This window comes from Wolbachia endosymbiont of Menacanthus eurysternus (assembly GCA_029715105.1).
GTDB lineage: Bacteria > Pseudomonadota > Alphaproteobacteria > Rickettsiales > Anaplasmataceae > Wolbachia.
In genome coordinates this window covers 658,469-677,933 of the sequence record CP085695.1, presented here as the reverse complement: position 1 = coordinate 677,933, position 19,465 = coordinate 658,469, and the positions used below count along the sequence as shown (strand labels likewise).

Annotated in this window: 13 protein-coding genes and 1 tRNA gene; 9 read left to right on the top strand and 5 right to left on the bottom strand. The window is 28.7% G+C overall.

Features of this window, described 5'->3' with window-relative positions:
• Positions 1-65: 65 nt before the first annotated feature.
• Entirely contained in the window at positions 66-2,750 is a 2,685-nt protein-coding gene (gene gyrA, locus LJI21_02755) for a DNA topoisomerase (ATP-hydrolyzing) subunit A (GenBank protein ID WFW29980.1), read from the bottom strand.
• A 130-nt stretch (positions 2,751-2,880) separates the two neighbouring features.
• On the opposite strand from gyrA, the gene LJI21_02750 reads away from it, so the two are divergent.
• Positions 2,881-2,953 (top strand) — tRNA-Val (locus LJI21_02750).
• A 340-nt stretch (positions 2,954-3,293) separates the two neighbouring features.
• Here LJI21_02750 and LJI21_02745 read toward each other — a convergent pair.
• Both LJI21_02745 and LJI21_02740 read right to left on the bottom strand, forming a co-directional pair.
• Positions 3,294-4,544: an IscS subfamily cysteine desulfurase gene (locus tag LJI21_02745; protein ID WFW29663.1), complete on the bottom strand. Its 1,251-nt coding sequence runs from the start codon at positions 4,542-4,544 to the stop codon at positions 3,294-3,296.
• Between the two features lie 255 nt (positions 4,545-4,799).
• Positions 4,800-5,711, bottom strand: coding sequence for an acetylglutamate kinase (locus LJI21_02740; GenBank protein WFW29662.1), 912 nt, complete (start codon positions 5,709-5,711; stop codon positions 4,800-4,802).
• A gap of 624 nt (positions 5,712-6,335) precedes the next feature.
• Here LJI21_02740 and prfA point away from each other — a divergent pair.
• Positions 6,336-7,439 carry a peptide chain release factor 1 gene (gene prfA / locus LJI21_02735; protein ID WFW29661.1) on the top strand — a complete coding sequence of 368 codons (1,104 nt, stop codon included), beginning with the start codon at positions 6,336-6,338 and terminating at the stop codon, positions 7,437-7,439.
• A 130-nt stretch (positions 7,440-7,569) separates the two neighbouring features.
• Positions 7,570-8,427: a hypothetical protein gene (locus LJI21_02730; protein ID WFW29660.1), complete on the top strand. Its 858-nt coding sequence runs from the start codon at positions 7,570-7,572 to the stop codon at positions 8,425-8,427.
• A 515-nt stretch (positions 8,428-8,942) separates the two neighbouring features.
• On the opposite strand, the gene LJI21_02725 is transcribed toward LJI21_02730, so the two are convergent.
• Both LJI21_02725 and LJI21_02720 read right to left on the bottom strand, forming a co-directional pair.
• Entirely contained in the window at positions 8,943-9,974 is a 1,032-nt protein-coding gene (locus tag LJI21_02725) for an aspartate-semialdehyde dehydrogenase (protein WFW29659.1), read from the bottom strand.
• A 1,186-nt stretch (positions 9,975-11,160) separates the two neighbouring features.
• Positions 11,161-11,835 carry a septal ring lytic transglycosylase RlpA family protein gene (locus LJI21_02720; GenBank protein WFW29658.1) on the bottom strand — a complete coding sequence of 225 codons (675 nt, stop codon included), beginning with the start codon at positions 11,833-11,835 and terminating at the stop codon, positions 11,161-11,163.
• An 85-nt stretch (positions 11,836-11,920) separates the two neighbouring features.
• On the opposite strand from LJI21_02720, the gene murC reads away from it, so the two are divergent.
• The 6 genes from murC (at position 11,921) to LJI21_02690 (ending at position 19,457) form a co-directional block, all read left to right on the top strand.
• Entirely contained in the window at positions 11,921-13,384 is a 1,464-nt protein-coding gene (gene murC / locus LJI21_02715) for a UDP-N-acetylmuramate--L-alanine ligase (GenBank protein ID WFW29657.1), read from the top strand.
• Between the two features lie 14 nt (positions 13,385-13,398).
• Positions 13,399-14,679, top strand: a complete 1,281-nt coding sequence (eno, locus tag LJI21_02710; protein WFW29656.1) for a phosphopyruvate hydratase — start codon at positions 13,399-13,401, stop codon at positions 14,677-14,679.
• A complete protein-coding gene (gene obgE, locus LJI21_02705) occupies positions 14,663-15,664 on the top strand; it encodes a GTPase ObgE (GenBank protein WFW29979.1) in 1,002 nt (333 codons plus the stop codon). Before eno ends, obgE begins: the two co-directional genes overlap by 17 nt.
• A 573-nt stretch (positions 15,665-16,237) precedes the next feature.
• The gene (locus tag LJI21_02700; protein ID WFW29655.1) at positions 16,238-16,879 is read left to right on the top strand and encodes an alpha/beta fold hydrolase; all 642 of its coding nucleotides are present in this window, start codon (positions 16,238-16,240) and stop codon (positions 16,877-16,879) included.
• 644 nt (positions 16,880-17,523) lie between these two features.
• Positions 17,524-17,847, top strand: a complete 324-nt coding sequence (gene secG, locus LJI21_02695) for a preprotein translocase subunit SecG (GenBank protein WFW29654.1) — start codon at positions 17,524-17,526, stop codon at positions 17,845-17,847.
• Positions 17,847-19,457, top strand: coding sequence for a CTP synthase (locus LJI21_02690; protein ID WFW29978.1), 1,611 nt, complete (start codon positions 17,847-17,849; stop codon positions 19,455-19,457). The genes secG and LJI21_02690 overlap by 1 nt, the downstream gene beginning before the upstream one ends.
• The last annotated feature ends 8 nt before the right edge of the window (positions 19,458-19,465 follow it).

Here is a 19,465-nt window from a genome sequence, read left to right as displayed (position 1 = left end):
TATGAGTGCATTGTAATTAGAATAGTGTAAATTATCAACAAAAACTTGTATCAATTATTGGTATTTTAAGATGGAATACTTTTTTTACAAGGATTGGCATGATCCTCAATTTTTGCAGCTGATACCACTTTTTCTTTACTTTTTGTTTTAAATAAAGTGACTCCTTGAGTGCTTCGTCCTGTAATTCTAATATCATTTACTGGAATGCGGATTAATTTTCCTTTATCTGTAATTAGCATTACATTGTCATTATGTTCAACTGGAAAACTAGCGATAACATTACCATTTCTATTGGTAGTGAGAATATTTGTGATACCGACACCACCTCTATTTGTTACCCTATATTCGTATGCGGAAGTTCTTTTACCAAATCCATTTTCGGTAATAGTTAGTATAAATTCTTCATTTATTGCAAGTTTTAAGAAAAGTTCGCTATTTATTCCTAAGTTATTTAAAATTTTTTTTAATTTAGAGTTAACTGTATTATTAACAGCGGCTTCTAATCTCTTTATAAGCGGGATTTTTAGGTAAAGTTCTTTTATTTCTGCTGCTATATTTATACCGTTTAGCATGGTAATAGATATTACGCTGTCATTTTTTATAAGTTTAATTCCCCTTACACCATCTGAATTACGACTTTTAAATTGGCGAACATCACTTACGATAAATCTAATGCTTTTTCCAAGTATTGTTGAAAGTAAAACATGATTAGTTTCGTTGCATACTTTGACTGATACTAGTTTATCTCCTTTATTAAGTTTAATTGCTATCTTTCCATTACTTGGTATGTAGAGAAAATCTGATAAAGAGTTACGTCTTATACTTCCATAAGATGTAGCAAAGATTATATTTTGATTTTTATCATTTTCACTTGGAAGTGGCATGATATTAGTAATGGTTTCACCTTCAATAAGAGGAAATATATTAATTAATGCTCTTCCGCGCGCTGTTGGTTCTGCAAGAGGTAATTTGTAGACTTTCAATCTATAAACTTTACCAATATTTGAGAAGAATAAAAGATTAGTGTGAGTGTTTTCAACAAATAATTTTGTAATTACATCTTTTTCCTTCAATCCTTGTCCCAATTTTCCTTTCCCGCCCCGGCGTTGAATTTTATAATGAGAAAGTTTTACACGTTTAATATAACCATTCATAGTTACGGTTATTACCATATCTTCTTGTGGAATAAGGCTTTCGGCTTCGATATTTATGTCTGATTCCTTTATTGAGGTTTTTCGTGGTACTGCAAACTTATTTTTTATTTCTTGTAAGTTATTTTTGATTTCTTTCATTAATTTTTCTTCTGAATTAAGGAAAGTAGTATAATCTTTTATTAGATTAATCATTGAATTTAATTCAGTTTCCAATTTAATTTTTTCAAGTCCTGTTAGGCGCTGCAATTTTATGTCAAGAATAGCTTTAATTTGTGACTCAGTTAATTTGTAAACTCCATTTTTAAAAAAATTTTCATTATTTGAAATTAGGTTAATGATTGTATTTATTTTTTTTGAAATTTTCCATTTTCCATTTGAAAGTTTTTTGCTCGCTTTTTCATAATTTTTTGCAATAAGTATAATTTTTATTATTTCATCTATATTTAAGATTGCGATATAGAGCCCAATATGTATATGGGCTTTTTCCCTTGTTTTTTTTAGACGAAATTCTATTTTCCTAATTAGTACTTCTTTTCTAAAGTTAATAAAAGCGGCAATCATTTCTTTTAGTGACATTAGAACTGGTTTTTTTTTGTCAAGAACTAAAGTATTGATATTAAAACTACTTCTTAGTGGAGTAAGAACTAGTATTTGATTCAGTATAAAATCTGCTGCAGTATTCTTTCTAAGATCGATTACTATTCTAATTCCGGATTTATCTGATTCGTCTCGAATCTCAGTTATGCCGTTGATTTTTTTTTCTTTTATTAGTTCTCCTATTTTTTCGATTAGTTTTATTTTATTTACTTGATAAGGTATTTCATCAATAACTACTGCTTGTCTATCTTGTGGAAGATCTTCTATATGAGTTCTGCCCTGTATAACAATTGAGCCCCGTCCTGTAGCGAATGCTGATTTTATTCCAGATTTGCCTAGAATTATTCCTCCAGTTGGAAAATCTGGTCCTGGTATTATCTTGAGTAGTTCATCTAATGTTACTTTTGGGTTGTCTATATATAATATGCAAGCATCAATTACTTCTCCGAGGTTATGAGAAGGAATATTTGTTGCCATACCCACCGCAACGCCGCTAGCACCATTTACCAAAAGATTTGGAAATTCTACGGGAAGAACAACTGGTTCTATTTCATTCCCATCATAATTTGGTTTAAAATCAACTGTATCTTCATCGATATCATTTAATAAAAAATGCGAAACATTATGAAGTCTTGCTTCTGTATATCGCATTGAGGCTGGTGGATCTCCATCTATTGAACCAAAATTACCTTGCCCATCAATGAGTGGTAGAAGAAGAGAAAAGTTTTGGGCCATTCTAACTAAAGAATTGTAGATAGCCATATCACCATGCGGATGATATTTGCCCATTACGTCTCCGACTATACGAGCTGCTTTCTTATATGGTTTATTAGCATCATATCCAGCTTTAAACATTGCATATAATATTCGTCTGTGTACTGGTTTAAACCCATCACGTACGTCAGGTATAGCTCTACTTATTATTACGCTCATTGCATAAGATAAATAAGAGTTTTCTAATTCTTTTACTATTGAAACTGGTACTATATTATTTTGCATCATACTTTTGAGAAGTAGAAATAGTTTTTAATACTAACATTTAGTTAAATGAGTGGTCAATTAGAAATTGTAAAATTATAAAGTCTTAATTTTTATTTACAAAAATAGTATTGAGTTTTAGAATTTATTTGGGCAATTAGCTTAGCTGGTAGAGCATCTCGTTTACACCGAGGAGGTCGTCAGTTCGAATCTGTCATTGCCCATTGCGTTTGATTTTTAAAAAATTATATATTTTAGAGAGGATATAAATTGAGTATAAGTGTAGGAATAATAAATAAATTCTCCGCTATAAAAAGGAAGAATTTGATAGCGTGTGTATATAGGGGTGTTTCTGTTAGTAGGTTAGGTAAAGATGAGAAGGTCACATTAGCAATCGGGAGTTTTTTTGCTTATATATTTTCTTTTATGATCATCTAAAATGAGATTGTGTTCATTTATAAAGAGGTGTTTGTATGTTTTATATAAATCCATGTTAAAGAAGATTATGATAAAGTTAGAGAATTTTTTGTAATTTATAACCATTCAAAATGGTTATAAGTTGAGTTAGTGAGGAGAATCCCATTTTACAGTATTTAAATCTATTCCTTCTTGGACCATTTCCCATAGCGGGCTCATTTCTCTTAGTCGTCCAATATTTTTAGTAATAAGGTTTGCTGCATATAAGATTTCATCTTTAGTTGTAAATCTACCAAGACCAAATCTGATTGATGAGTGTTCAAGGTCGTGGTTATTATTTAGTGATCTTATAACATAAGAAGGTTCAAGAGATGCAGATGTACATGCAGAACCTGAACTTACCGCTAAGTCTTTAATTGCCATAATAAGAGATTCGCCTTCAATATATGGAAAACTTAGGTTTAAATTTCCAGAAACTCTGTTTTCATAATCACCATTTAAAATAACATCGGGAAATGTTTTTTTTATTTCGTTATATAAGATATCCCTTAATTCTTTTAATTTAATTGCTTCTGTTTCCATTTCTTCTCTAGCAATACGTGCTGCTTCACCAAAACCAACTGCAAGTGGAGTTGGAACTGTTCCTGATCGTATACCTCTTTCCTGTCCACCACCATTAATTAGTGGTATTAATCTAACACGAGGGTTTTTTCTTCGTATATATAATGCACCTATTCCCATAGGTCCGTAAATTTTATGACTAGAAATACTCATAAGATCAATATTCATTTCATTAACATCGATTGGTATTTTTCCAAAGCTTTGAGCTGCATCTGTATGAAAAAATATGTTATATTTTTTACATATTACGCCAATTTCTTTTATTGGTTGTACTACACCTATTTCGTTATTTACCATCATTATTGAAACGAGAATTGTTTTATTGTTAATCGCATTTTCAAGGTTTGATAAATCTATAATTCCATTTTGTTTAACAGGTAAGTATGTAACTTTAAAGCCTTCGTTTTCTAGCTGTCGACAAGAATCTAAGACACATTTATGTTCTGTATAGACTGTTATTATATGATCTTTTTTATTTCTATAAAAGTGAGCAACACCTTTTATTGCGGTATTATTTGATTCAGTTGCACCTGAGGTAAAAATAATTTCTTTGCTATCAGCATTAACTAGATTAGCAATATATTTTCTTGCTTTTTCTAATGCTTCTTCAGCTGCCCATCCAAATGAATGACTACGAGAATGTGCATTACTAAACTTACTGAAATAAGGTATCATTTTTTCTAAAACACGAGGATCTACTTTAGTAGTAGATTGATAATCGAGAAATATTGGTAATTTTACCTTGGAATTATATGCTTTCTTATTTTTTACACTCATAGTATAAATATATAGAAATCTATGATAGATAGATAGCATCAAAATTTTATCTTTTCAAGATAATAAATTTTGCTAAGATATGGAATTTTATAATCTATTTTGCCAGATGGAAGCTAATGGCAATAGATAGAGAAGATTTTTAGATATAAAGAAGATCTGTTGGTTATTTTATAATATATAAGTCATCACGTTGTTTGTCTGAAATTAGGTACACTGCTTTTTATATGGTTTATATAATTAATATTGTATACAATTTTATATGTCGTGCACAATTGATATGCTCAGGTTATCTTCAGTAAATATGTCAATTAGAATATTAGGTATTCTGCTATTAACTATATGAGCAGTTCCAGAACATTCTTCTACCATTTTAGCACACGTCATAAGCTTTTTGATAAGTTTTTCCTCTTTAATTTTACCGCAATTAATCGATGCATTTAGATTTTTAACAGATATTTTTTTACTACCAATTTTATCTATTTTTTCATATACATCACTAAAGGTTATCATTTTAGATGCAGAGATAGCAATCGCTACGGCACTTGCTGTACTGTTTGCATCAAGATGATATGTTTCTTTATTTATACCATAACCAATAGATGCGATAACTGGTATAAAATCTGATTCTTCAAAAAAAAACAATATATCAGGATTGATTTCAGTTGGTATTCCAATGAATCCCATATCTAATATTTTTTCAATATTGCTTGATTCATTTTCTTTGAAAAAGATACTCGCTTTTTCTGCTTTTATTAGGCTACCATCTTTTCCAGATAATCCAATTGCTGAACCACCAGCATTATTTATGTGATGAACAATTTTTTTATTAACTGAGCCACATAGTGCCATTTCAATGATTTTTATGGTATCTTTATCTGTAAGTCTAGTATTGTTTATAATTTTATTATTCATGCCTAAAGCTTTTAATACAGAATTAATTTCATATTCTCCATCATGAATTACAACTGGATTTATACCAAGTTGTTTTAATAAGATAACATTATGTACAAAAGAGTTAAGTAGTGTTTTGTCTGAAATTGTTATGTTACTACATTTAATAACGAAAGTTTCGCCAACGAAAGTTGGTATATTAGAAAGTACTTCGAGCAATATTTCTGCTTTTTGTTTAAAATGTATCTTATTTCTTGAAAATTTATTATTTTTCATTTTTCTTTTTATTTAATGTTTCATATTAATTAGTGCGTTTATTAAGTGATGAGTTGATGTATTTTTATCATTAATCTATTTTTGAATTTTTCTTAGAGAGGAATTAAGATTTTTTTGATTTTTATTAAAGCATGCATTAAGTTAATTTTATTACACGTAATCAACAAATTTTGTCTATTATTTTTAATTTAAGTTTTGTTTTTATTATTTTTATAAATACAAAACTTATCTTAAGTTTCGAGTTAAATATAATCCATAATATTATTTTTTATAAGTTGTGTTGTTTTACTTTGTAAAATGGTTACTTCATGATTAAAATGAGAGCAAAAGATTAATTCTCATATTTAGGCATATGTTTAGGTATGTGAATATAAATATGAAGTGTGTAATTCACTCCCTTAATTGAGGAGTAGTAAGAGTTGTTCTAATAGCATTTGGATTCCTTTACATTATGTTTAAGATAAGTTTATTTAGTGGTAATTTTATAGAAAAATGGGGATCTTATAATTTGAATTCGATTAAATATAAAAATTTAAAAAATGTTGAGGTATTGGTCACTAATGTATATTTTATATATTTATTTAGTTGTTTTTGTCGAAGGTTTTGTTTAAGTGTATTTGTATTATGTCACGCTCAATTCATACTGATATAGAAAATAATTTACAAGATTTAAAAAAAAAATTTAACAATATAGGGAAGAGATTAGAGAATTTTATCACCGATTTAAATCATAAAGAATTTATTAATCTTTCAAGAGAATATTCTGAGCTTAAGCCAATTATTGAAATAATTGATGAGTATAATTCTTTAAAAGAAGAAGTTTTAGATTTAGAGGAGATCATTAGAGATGAAAGTAGCGAAAATGATATAAAAGAATTAGCAAGAGAAGAACTCTTTGAGAGGCAAAGATTATTGCTAAAAATAAAATCTAAATTAGAATTAGCACTCTTGTCTAAAGATGAAGATGATTCAAAAAATGTAATATTAGAGATTAGAGCTGGTACTGGCGGAGAAGAGGCAGCATTATTTGCGGCAATGTTATTTCGTATGTATCAAAAATATTCTGAGAGGAAAAATTGGAAATTTGAACCAATAAGTATTTCAAGTACAGGTATGGGTGGACACAAGGAAGCTTCTGCACTTATTAATGGAACAGAGGTTTTTGCAAGATTAAAATTTGAATCAGGGGTACATAGGGTGCAAAGAGTACCGGAAACTGAATCTTCAGGGAGACTACATACTTCAGCAGCTACTATTGCAGTATTGCCAGAAGTTGAAGAAATTGATTTTAAAATAGAAGAAAAAGATTTACGGATAGATGTTTATAGGTCTAGTGGTCCAGGAGGGCAATCAGTAAATACAACTGATAGTGCGGTAAGAATTACTCACCTTCCAAGTGGGATAGTTGTAGTACAGCAAGATGAAAAATCGCAACATAAAAATAAAGCTAAGGCCCTTAAAGTATTGAGAGCAAGATTATATGAAATTAGAAGACAAAAAAAAGAGAAAGAAAGATCAACTATGAGGAAAAATCAAATAGGTTCTGGAGATCGTTCTGAGCGTATAAGAACTTATAATTTTCCACAATCAAGAATAACAGATCATAGAATTAATTTTACTTCACACAGGTTAGAACAAGTTATAAAGGAAGGTGAATTAGATGAGTTTATTGATGTATTAATTTCAAGAAGTGAAGCAGAGAAACTTGCAGGAGGAGTAAATGGTTAATGTTAATAATAGGAATTAGTGAGGGTTGTTTATGTTCTCTTTAGGTAGGGGAATTGATTTTTATAACTGCTAAAATAATAATTGGTCATTTTATTTTTATTGATTTCTTTGTAGAAATTTATAGTAATTAATGCTGAGTAATGATAGTAAAAAAATGCGTAATGGTGGCAATAATGTATATGATAAAATAGTAAGAGATTTGAATAGATTAGTTCATAGAGGACAGATAAATAAATTTAGAGAGGTATTTTATGAGCTCGGTTATCATTACAAGCAACATTACCTCCGTACAACGATAATGAAATGTAATGCTAAGGCTATGTATTGTATATTGAGTTCAATAAAGAGAGATGAAGCGCTTAGTGTATTATATGATTTATTTAGGGAGAGAAATGGGTTTGCATTTAATACGCTCGATGTTATTGCTAGTCAATCTACTTTTTTATTTAGGACTTTATTTAATCAGTTGAATTCTCAACAAAAGGAGGACTATAAAAAATATTTAAAGATAAAATCTACGGTTGGAGCTAAGCATATTTTAGAGCGTTTTTATTCAAAAAGTAATGCTAGTAATGCTTTTGAAGCAGAAAGTTCTTCCGTTGTGAGGCATTCTAATACAGATAGCAGGCAGTTAAGGCAGAGGAAAAAGCCTACAGATGAATTTTCAGCATTAAATAGTTTTGCTAGTTTACTTCCAAATTCTGCGATTTTAGAAAAAAAGGATAATCAGCAACATGTGGTAGGAACTTTTGCGGTTAATTGTGCTTTAATGTTGGAAGAATGTTATGATAATATGTTATTAGAAACAGATCTAGAATCAAGTAGTTTGTCATTTGATGAGTTGATTTATTGGGTAACTGGTGAACAATTATCAAATAATCTTCAAGCTTCAATACTAGAGGAGTTTCATAAACTAGAAGAAGTAACTGTAGAGCCAGTGGTGAAGTTTCAACGTGATAATGATGGTGTTAGAGTTAAAAATTTATAATTAGAAAGATTTTGATAATTTTATATATATGCCATTTATTTATGATGTCTTGCATTTTAATGCAAAGAACCTTAATGGAATAAGGAACTTAAATGTGTTAAGATTTTTGAAAATTTGAAATATAAATTAAATAAATGTTAATGATGGATGGGGAATTGAAGATTATTGTTATAATTTTAAATATAATTAACAAAATAACGAAATAAAAAGTATATATAAGTAAGTATAAAGATTATATGGGTAGTTTTTGGTTAAAATATATTAGAATTTGATTCCTCTCTTAGAGGAGATAGATATAAAATATTGGTTTTGTTATTTTAATGAATTAATAGAACTAGAATGTTGGGATTTTTATCATTTGATAGAGTTGTTTATATTTGAATTATCAAAAATCATCTTTATTAACTTAAAGTTAGCGAGAGTGGTTAATTTTGTAAAATTACAATGAATATTTTGCAATTGAATAATATATCTTCTATCAATGTAATGAAATAAATTACAGGGATTGAATAAAATTATTGTAATATTTTTATTAGAATTTCAAAGATTTGAACCATGTTTAATGCCGCACCCTTACGTAAGTTATCAGTTACTATCCACATATTCAATCCATTTTTAATGGTATTATCTTTTCTAATGCGTGATACATACACAGCATTTTCTTGTACAACATCAATTTGAGTTGCGTACTTTTCATTTTCTCGTCTATCATATACTAAAACTCCGTTATTTTCTGTTTCTTCAGATAGTACTTTATAAATTTGCTCTTCAGTTATAGCTCGATGAAATTCTACATTTACTGTCATAGCATGACCAATAAAAACTGGAACTCTTACACAAGTTGCAGTAACTTTTATATTTTCTTCTAAAATTTTTTTTGTTTCTTCTCGCATTTTCCATTCTTCTATTGTAGAACCATCTCTCATAAATTCTCCGATATGAGGGATACAGTTAAACGCTATTTGCTTAGGAAATATTTCTGGTTTTTTACTTTCGTTCATAAAGATCTTTTTTGTTTGATAATAAAGTTCATCCATTGCTGCCTTACCTGCACCTGAAGTTGATTGATAAGTTGAAGCAACAATTCTTTTTATTTTTGCTTTTTGATGCAGTAGGTGTAATGCTAACAGCATTTGTATTACAGTGCAATTTGGACTAGATATTATATTGTGATTTTTATATCCTATGATTTTTTTTTTGTTAATTTCTGGAATAATTAATGGTACGCCACTTTTCATTCTAAAATAAGAACTGTTATCTATTACAATACATCCTGTTTTAGTTGCAATTGGTACATATTTTTTAGAAACATCTGCTTCAGAACAAAAAATTGCTATGTCAGTTTTAGAAAAATTATAATTTTCAAGACATAAGACATTTAATTCTCTTTCACCAAAGCTTATTTTTTTTCCATCTGACTCTTTTGATGCGAGTGCGACAATAGAATCTATTGAAATTTTTTCCTCATTTTGGAATTCAGAAAGTATATTTAGTACTTCACGTCCTACTTTTCCTGTTGCTCCAACAACAGCAATTTTATATCTCATATATGCAGGAATATAGGTCAAAATTTATAATTTTGCAATAGAGATTTTATTGTTATTGGAAAAACTTTCAATTTAATTAGAGTATTTAATTTAGGTATTAATTAAATGTTGTTTAAAGTGAGAAATGCTATTTCAATTATTATTGATTCAATCGAGGGAATTGATAAAAATTTATCTTTTAATTTTATTTTGTAAATGAGTATGTGAAATATTTAATCAATTAAAAAAGGTTTTTATAAGTTTTATTTTAAATATGTGATTCTGGTAGAAAGGATAAGGTAAGTTTATTCTATAGATAATTGAAGTTCTAATGAAAGGTTTTTATTAGTATAATGTGTGTTATAATAATTTTATATTAAGATAGATAATTTCTGAAATACAAATTAGTAAATGTGTAAATGCAATGAAAAGTGTGTTTTAAAAGAATTGTTTTGTTTATATGTTATTTTTGATTTTAAAATTAATTATTAATATATATTAAGTTTTATTTGCTGAACCTTAGAAAATGTTTCTGTCTGTAAGAGGTGTATTTATTTTAATAAATGAATTTTAGAAGATTAAAATTATAAAAAGTAAGTGAGAGAGTTTGTAAAGATTAGTTGATTTTACTCAAATTTTTAGTGTTTATATGTGTATGTAAAACTTTTTAAGTTTTGATTTTTTGTTGTTCTATTATAATATAGAAAGTTTTCACGATTAGTTTTGATTTGTAGATTTAATTGTATTTATATATCTGAGATATAAATAGTATTATTTTGCAGCATGTAAAAGTTGTAATGTTTTGAAAGAATGATTTATAAAAATTTTATTTAATTTTATAACTAAATTAATTAGTATTGATTTTTATTTATTTGTTTTATTAATTAGGTTTTGTAGATTTCATAAAATTATGAATTTAATCATAAGTTTATAAAATTTTATATTATATTATTTTATTTGTTTTTAAAAATTTCTCTGAAGAGAAATAAGTTAGCTTATGTGGATTACTTCTTTATTATAAAAAAGTTTCTAGCTATAACTTAATTTGGTATGGTTAATTTATATAGGAGACTTTGAGGTTTTAAGACTTTGTAATTGTTGCAACAGTGAACAATTAGTGCTTATTATTAAGTGTTTTTATTTTGTAAAGTTTTTGTAATTTTATTTTACTTTACTAAAATGATTTACTTTAATTATAGCGCCGCTTTTATTTATAATTTACTCTTACGCAATATTTATTATTTTTAAAAAGTAATCTAACATTTTTTATTCCTTGACTACGAAGTTTTGATGCAACAGACTTAGCAATCTGAGCTTTTTCAAAAAACGCAATATATCCTATGTTTTCTGTACCGTTTTGCTTTGTAAGGTATTTTTGCATTTCTTTTTTATATTGCATTTTATAATGTGGGGCTTTTTGTATTAATCGTTCTGACATTTTTTTTAGATATTGAATTTTTACTTTCGCAAGTCCAGATTTATGAAATCCTAAGATTTTTGCTGCTTTTTCTGAGAGGTCTATTATTCTTCCATCAATAAATGGTCCCCTGTCATTAATCCTTACTATGAGTTTTTTTCCATTTTCTAGATTAGTAACTAGAACAAAACATGGCATTGGTAAGGTTTTATGTGCTGCAGAAATTGAATTGCGATCAAATATTTCACCATTTGCTGTAAGAGTACCATGATCTTCTATTCCATACCATGATGCTACTCCTATTTCTTCATATTGATTGCAGTACTTAGGATGGTAAGTTATTCCATTTATAGTATAGCTGTTTCCAATTTTATAATAACCTAAAGTACTGTTACATTTATTTCTAGAATTACAACTATTTATTAGAGCAAATATTAAGCATAAAAAAGTTAGATTTTTTCTCATTTATTTTGGAGAAAGGGTTTATTCAAAACTATGAGGATTTCAGATTTTACTATAATAAATTTAGTAGTTAGTATCTACTGTAAATATGAATGATATTAAAAAAAAAATAATACATATAATTGGTATAGGTGGAATTGGAATGAGTGCAATTGCCGAAATTCTTCATAATTTAAATTATAAAGTTCAAGGTAGTGATATACAATCAAACGATAATATAGATAGACTGAAAAAGTTAGGTATAGAAATATACATCGGTCATAGTGCTGATAATGTTAAGCAAGCTAAAGTAGTTGTATATTCTTCGGCAATAAAATCTGATAATGTAGAATTAATTGCTGCAAGGGATAATAGAAAAATCATTCTACATAGATCAGGAATATTATCTGAGATTATGAGAGATAAATATGTAATAGCAGTTTCTGGTTCAAGCGGAAAGACTACAACAACTGCAATAATTTCTTCTATTTTTGATTATTCTGGAATTAATGCAACTGTAATTGTGGGTGGGGTATTAAATTCTTATCGTAATAATTCAAAATTTGGTAAGAGTGATATTTTTTTAGTTGAAGCAGATGAATCTGATGGAACTATGTTAAAAATTCCTACAAATATTGCCGTTATAACAAGTATTAATAATGATCATATAGATTACTATGGTACGTTTGATAATATCAAAGATGCATTTTTTCAATTTGTGAATAAGGCAGATTTCGCTATAACACCTCATTCTACGAGTATTAATTATAATGGTTTGACATTTGGGTTTAAGAATGGTGATATAAGAGCTAGTAATATAGAACAGTACAGTGATAGTATAAGGTTTGATGTATCAATTAATTTTGATGAAAATAGTTGGATTACATTATCCAATCTAAAAATAACAAAGAGAGAGAAATATAGTAATTATTTATTACGACGAAATGTTTCATTATTATCTCATCGTTTAATTTTAAGAACTAGAATTATGAAAAATGTGATACTATCAAATGCAGTTGGTATTCATAAGATTAGTAATGCTTTAGCTGCAATATCTGTAGCGATAAAGCTTGGGATTAGTGATTCTGATATTAGAAGAGGTCTATTGGGATTTAAGGGGGTAGCAAGGAGATTTTCTCTAATTGCTTTTATTAAAGGAGGTATTAGATTAATCGAAGATTATGCTCATCATCCGAACGAAATATATGCAACTCTGAAAGCGGCACGCTCTATTTCTAAAAAGAAAGTGATAGGGATTATTGAGCCACTGCGTTTTATTCGTATTCGTAGTTTTTTTTATGAATTTATACGAGTTTTTATGATGTTTGATTACATTATTCTTACTTCTGTTCATCCCCCAGATGATAGGCCGATTCCTGGTTGCGGAGTTTATGATATGAAAAAAGCTTTAGTTAACAATGGGTTTAATAAAGTTGAGATTATGAATAGTGCTTTGCTTATTTCACATTTTATTGATGACTTTACGAGCCCAGATGATATAGTATTGTTTATTGGTGCTGGTAGTAATATAGTTAAGTTGGCAAAAGAGACTGCAGCTTTTTATATTAAATAAAAAGGGTTTTGTTTATGGTAAAACAGATAATTAATAGTGTATTTGCAAGAGAAATTTTGGATAGCAGAGGTTATCCAACTATTGAAGTAGAAATTGAACTAAGTGATGGAGCAATAGGTAGGGCATCTGTACCTTCTGGGACTTCAGTTAGTAAAAGGGAAGCGTTAGAATTGAGAGATCACGATGAAAAAAGGTATTTTGGCAAGGGAATACTTAAGGCTGTTCAGCTTGTAAATAAAGTAATAGCGAATAGAATTATTGGTATGGATGCAACGAATCAGACCATGATTGATAATGTTTTAATAGAGTTAGATGGGACAAAAAATAAATCAAAACTTGGAGCAAATACAATTTTAGGCGTATCTCTAGCTACCGCAAAAGCGGTAGCGAATAGTTTTAAAATACCATTATACAGGTATTTAGGAGGAGAGCAGGCAAATGTTATGCCGATTCCATTTTTTAATATAATTAATGGCGGAGTGCATGCGGATAATAAATTAGATTTTCAAGAATTTATGATTATTCCTATTGGGGCTGAGACTTTTAGCGAAGGAATTAGAATGTCTGCAGAAGTGTTTCATAATTTACGTAATATTCTAAAAAAGAATGGTTACAGTGTAAATGTAGGAGATGAAGGAGGCTTTGCGCCTAATATTGAGAATGTTGAGGAGGTTTTTGATTTGATAATTTATGCCATAGAGTCTGTGGGTTATTCGATAAAGGATCATTTTGCATTAGGTCTTGATGTAGCTTCGTCAACCTTTTGTAAAAATGGAGTTTATAAATTTAGAAATAAAGAGCTTTCTTCAGAAGAGGTAGTTAAATATTATTGTGATCTTGTGGAAAAATATCCTCTAATTTCTATAGAAGATCCAATAAGTGAAGATAGTTATGAGTATTGGAGTTTACTTACTATAAGACTTGGAGATAAGATTCAACTAATCGGTGATGATTTGTTTGCTACAAATTGCGAGTTAATAAGTAAAGGAATAAAAAGAAAAATTGCAAATGCTGTATTAATCAAGCCAAATCAGGTAGGTACATTGACGGAAACTTTCGCTGCTATTGAGATAGCGAAATCAAATTGTTATAAAGTAATTATTTCTCATAGATCAGGTGAAACAGAAGATACAACGATATCTCATATAGCAGTTGCTTCGAACTGTGGACAAATAAAAGCTGGGTCATTATCACGCTCTGATAGGCTTGCAAAATATAATGAGTTGTTAAGAATAGAGAGCGCGCTGGGAAGAAATGCTAAGTATTGTAATGGTTTGTATGAATTTTGTAGATGAAGTCAAATTATATCTAAAGGCTGGTAATGGGGGTGATGGTTGTGTAAGTTTTCGTCGGGAAAAGTTTGTTGAATTTGGTGGTCCAAATGGTGGTAATGGGGGGAGGGGCGGGAATATAGTTTTTATCAGTGATATAAATCTTAATACTTTGCTTGATTTTCGTTATAGAAAATATATTAAAGCAAGTAATGGAAAAAGAGGAGCAAATAGGAATAAGTCCGGTATAGCTGGGAAAGATATTGTACTTAAAATTCCAGTTGGGACACAAATAATCAATATGGAAAGCGGGAAAGTTATAGTAGATCTTAATAAATCTGGAATGAAATTTCAAATAGTACAAGGTGGAAGAGGTGGACTTGGGAATATGAATTTTAAGTCTTCTACTAATAGAGCGCCAAGGCGTTTTACTTACGGTCAGCCTGGTGAGGAAAAGTATGTGTTATTAAAGTTAAAAGTTTTAGCCGATGTTGGTATTGTTGGTATGCCAAATGCTGGTAAGTCAAAATTTTTAACTCGTTGCTCGAATGCTGATACGAAGGTAGGCGATTATCCATTTACTACAATAAGGCCATATTTAGGTGTAGCAAAAGTAAGTGATGGGGAAATTATAATAGCAGATATTCCAGGAATAATTCCCAATGCTCATCGTGGAGCTGGACTTGGATATAAATTTTTGAAACATATAGAAAGATGCAAAATCTTGTTTCATTTAATTGATATATCTCAAGATGATGTTATTTCTGCATATAATTGTATTCATAATGAGCTTAGGTATTACAATATTGATCTTATCAGGAAAGAGGAGGTTGTAGCATTAAATAAGTGTGATTTATATGAAGAATTAGAAATTCTCGAAAAGAAGAATTATTTAGCTAGTTATCTTAATAAAGAAGTGATTTGTTTATCGAGCAATAGTAATTTATATTCAACTTTAGAACTTTTAAATAAAAAATTAAAAAAAGAATATAGTCTTAGGAAGAATTAACAAGTTATGTTTAATCCCTTAAAAATTAAATAGAATGATTTTATGCTTTTGTTTTAAGTATGGGGGGTTACTTATTTTTAATTTTAAAATATTAAAATAAGATGTCATTCTTTTGTATAAAAGTAATTTTATATTGTTTTTATGGAATAGAAAAGACTTATTTTATAGTATAAAGTCATTCATGCAAGATTTTGGAGTCTTTTAATATTTTTGGTACTTCAATTTTATATTGAACATTTTGTTTTTGCATAGAATACTGCTTTTTAAGAGAACTAAATTTTAATACAATTTGTTTTTGGACTTTTAAGTCTGAGGATCCGTTCCCTTATAAAAGACTTATAGGTGAAATATATGAGTCGGTTGATTTTTTTATGTGTTAAAAAGCGTGTATTTTAGTGATCCAGATTGTATTAAATTTTGTTGTTTGTTTTAAATTTTTGAAATTTATTTAAATATAAACGCCCATAAATCTCCACTTAAGGAGATATATTATTTATTATAATTTTTATTTACTTTTATTTTATACAAAATATTTTACAATAAAATAAAATACGTATAAGCGCATATAAGAAGATGATTGAACTTAAGGGTCCAGAAATTTGTAATAGTAGAAATAAAAGCAGTTTAATTGTTTGTTTGCATGGATGGGGGTCAAGTGGGGATAATTTTATTCATCTTGCTAAAATTATGAGTAAGTCTTTACCTGATTCATGCTTTATAGCACCAAACGCTCCATTTAAAAGGGAAGATAACGGTTATCAATGGTTTAGTTTAGAGGATCGTAGTGAAGATGTACTATATCATGGAGTGAAAAATGCTGCATTAATAATAAATCATTTTGTTGATATGAAATTAAAGAAACTCAATTTAAATGATGGACAACTTTCTTTTATTGGGTTTTCACAAGGTGCAATGCTTGCAATACACGCTTCTCTTGTTCGTCCTCAATCTTGTGCATCGGTTGTTGCGTATTCTGGTAGATTTCTTTCACCTTCAAGGGTTTCACAAGAGATTAGATCAAGGCCAAATATGTGTATTATTCATGGTGATGCTGATAATATAGTACATTTTTCTTTCTTTAATTTAGCAGTCAAATTTTTAAGAAAAAATGGAGTAAATGTCGAGAGTCATAAAATTCATGCATTAGGCCATATTATTAATGAAGAAGGCATAAAGATAGGTGTAGAGTTTATTAAGAGAAATTTAGGGTGTTGAGAGTTGTGGCTAATATAAGGTGTTGTAGTGGTAATATTGTGTTATTTTTATAGAATTTAAAAAGGGAATGTTTGGAAAAGAATTAATGCTGTATAGTTTTTCGTTTGAAAATTGAGTGTGATAGTTTTCTTCAAGGAAGAGAGATGATAGACGGCAAATTTTGTTTTCAAAAGTGTAGAGGTTTCATTTTAATATCTTCTTTTACATGGTTCACTAAATAGTTATTATTTTAATTTATTTCAAATGTTTTTGGCTCTTTAATCCTATAGATAAAATGATATATATAATAAATTTATAGCGGGGTTTATCTTTCATCATAAAATGGGTATGTTTGTCTTTGGGTGTATGGAGATATTATTTTTAATAATTTTACTATAAATTGACCAATTAAAAATATAGGATAAAGAGAGGAAATATATTTAAAAAATATATAAGTATTATGGGAGGGTGGTGAAATTTTATAATTATATAATGTCATATATCTTATCAAGATGAGTTTTTAGAATTGTTTTAATAAAATAATAAGAAAATTAAATTCTTACACCCATTATTGTTTGAGTTTAACTCCCTTATTATTAGTAGAGAGATGTTTCTTGACTTGTGTATTTTATGCTCATAAAATTCTTATTTTTTATTCTGTAGTAATGTCAATAACAATACTGAGTATTTTTCAAATAATATTAGTTATTATTTTAGTGGTTTTAGTGCTTTTTCAACCTCCTGGGAGTAGTTCATTGAGTGGTTTTAATTCGCAACATGGGAGATTTAGTTCAATTGTTCAAATGAAATCTTCTGTAAATTCGCTTAATAAAATAACTGTTATGGTTGCGGGGCTATTTATTATAAATACATTATTATTATCTGGATTATACGCAAAAGGTGCGCATAAAAAATCAATCGCAGAGAGAATCTTGTTAGAAAAAAAACAAGAATATGAACATACCTCTGTTCCTTTTGAAAATAATTGATGAGGAAAGCTAAGTTTATTTTTATAACAGGAGGAGTGGTTTCTTCTCTTGGTAAAGGTTTAGTTGCTTCGAGTATTGGTGCGCTTTTGCAATCTTATAGCTTTAAAGTTCGTATTAGAAAACTTGATCCATATTTAAATATTGACCCTGGAACAATGGATCCAATTCAACATGGTGAGGTATTTGTTACTGAAGATGGTGCTGAGACTGATTTAGATCTTGGACATTATGAGCGCTTTACAGGAATTAATGCAACAAGAGATGATAATATAACGACTGGTAAGATATATTATGAGCTTCTTAGAAAAGAAAGGCATGGTGATTATCTAGGCAAAACCGTACAAGTTATTCCGCATGTTACAGATTTAATTAAATCTTTTATTTTCAATAATACTGAGGATCTAGATTTTATGATATGTGAAATTGGCGGAACTGTAGGTGATATCGAGAGTCAGCCTTTTTTAGAGGCTATACGTCAAATTAATTTTATGCTTGGAAAACAAATGGTTATTCTTATCCATTTAACATTGGTACCATATCTTACCGCAGCCCAAGAATTAAAAACAAAACCTACACAGCATTCAATTCGAGAATTAAATTTCGCTGGATTGCAACCAGATATTATATTGTGTCGTAGTGAGAGAGAAATTTTTGATAATCAAAGAAAAAAGATAGCAAATCTTTGTAATGTTTCATTATCTAATGTAATGTCAGTTCCTGATGTAAGTCATATATATGAGTTACCAATTTTGTATAATCAACGTGGACTTGGTATACAAGTTTTGAAACATTTTAATTTAAATAAACCAAAACCGAGATTAACTGAATGGAATCAAATAGTGCTTTCTATGAAAGATATAACGCGTGAGATTATTGTGTCTGTAGTAGGAAAATATATTGAATTTCCGGATGCATATAAATCATTAGTTGAAGCGTTAAATCATGGTGCAATTAGTAATAAAGTTAAGATGAAAATTAATTGGATTAATTCAAGGGATAAAAATGAAAGATTTTTTGATAAGAAATTTATAGAAGAAAAATTATATAATTCTAATGCGATTCTTGTTCCGGGGGGGTTTGGTGATAATGGAGTAGAGGGTAAAATATTGGCAATAAATTATGCGCGTGTGCGCAATATACCATTTCTTGGAATATGTCTTGGCATGCAACTTGCTGTTATTGAATTTGCTCGCAATGTTATTAAGCTTGAAGATGTACATTCCGAGGAATTTTGTAACTGCAAGCATCCTGTTGTTAAGTTAGTTTATAATGAAAAAATTGGACTTGGTGGAACTATGAGACTCGGAGCATATGGATGTAATATAAGACCAAGTTCAAAGGTAGCAGATGTATATAATGGTAAGACTATTATTTTTGAGAGGCACAGACATAGATACATAGTTAATTCAGATTATAGAAATGATTTAGAAAAAAATGGATTAATATGTAGTGGATTATCAGAAGATGGAATGTATATAGAAGCGGTGGAGTTAAGAAAGCATCCGTGGTTTATTGGTGTACAATTTCATCCAGAGTTTCAATCGAAACCGTTTTCTCCTCATTCTCTTTTTGTATCTTTTATTAAAGCAGCAATTGATACAGTGGTATAAAAATGTTT

Coding starts and splice junctions, on each gene's coding strand:
- LJI21_02690 (WFW29978.1), top strand. CDS start 17,847: ATGAGGAAAGCTAAGTTTATTTTTATAACAGGAGGAGTGGTTTCTTCT.
- LJI21_02725 (WFW29659.1), bottom strand. CDS start 9,974: ATGAGATATAAAATTGCTGTTGTTGGAGCAACAGGAAAAGTAGGACGT.
- gyrA (WFW29980.1), bottom strand. CDS start 2,750: ATGCAAAATAATATAGTACCAGTTTCAATAGTAAAAGAATTAGAAAAC.
- murC (WFW29657.1), top strand. CDS start 11,921: ATGAATGATATTAAAAAAAAAATAATACATATAATTGGTATAGGTGGA.
- eno (WFW29656.1), top strand. CDS start 13,399: ATGGTAAAACAGATAATTAATAGTGTATTTGCAAGAGAAATTTTGGAT.
- LJI21_02740 (WFW29662.1), bottom strand. CDS start 5,711: ATGAAAAATAATAAATTTTCAAGAAATAAGATACATTTTAAACAAAAA.
- secG (WFW29654.1), top strand. CDS start 17,524: ATGTCAATAACAATACTGAGTATTTTTCAAATAATATTAGTTATTATT.
- LJI21_02720 (WFW29658.1), bottom strand. CDS start 11,835: ATGAGAAAAAATCTAACTTTTTTATGCTTAATATTTGCTCTAATAAAT.
- LJI21_02745 (WFW29663.1), bottom strand. CDS start 4,544: ATGAGTGTAAAAAATAAGAAAGCATATAATTCCAAGGTAAAATTACCA.
- prfA (WFW29661.1), top strand. CDS start 6,336: ATGTCACGCTCAATTCATACTGATATAGAAAATAATTTACAAGATTTA.
- LJI21_02730 (WFW29660.1), top strand. CDS start 7,570: ATGCTGAGTAATGATAGTAAAAAAATGCGTAATGGTGGCAATAATGTA.
- obgE (WFW29979.1), top strand. CDS start 14,663: ATGAATTTTGTAGATGAAGTCAAATTATATCTAAAGGCTGGTAATGGG.
- LJI21_02700 (WFW29655.1), top strand. CDS start 16,238: ATGATTGAACTTAAGGGTCCAGAAATTTGTAATAGTAGAAATAAAAGC.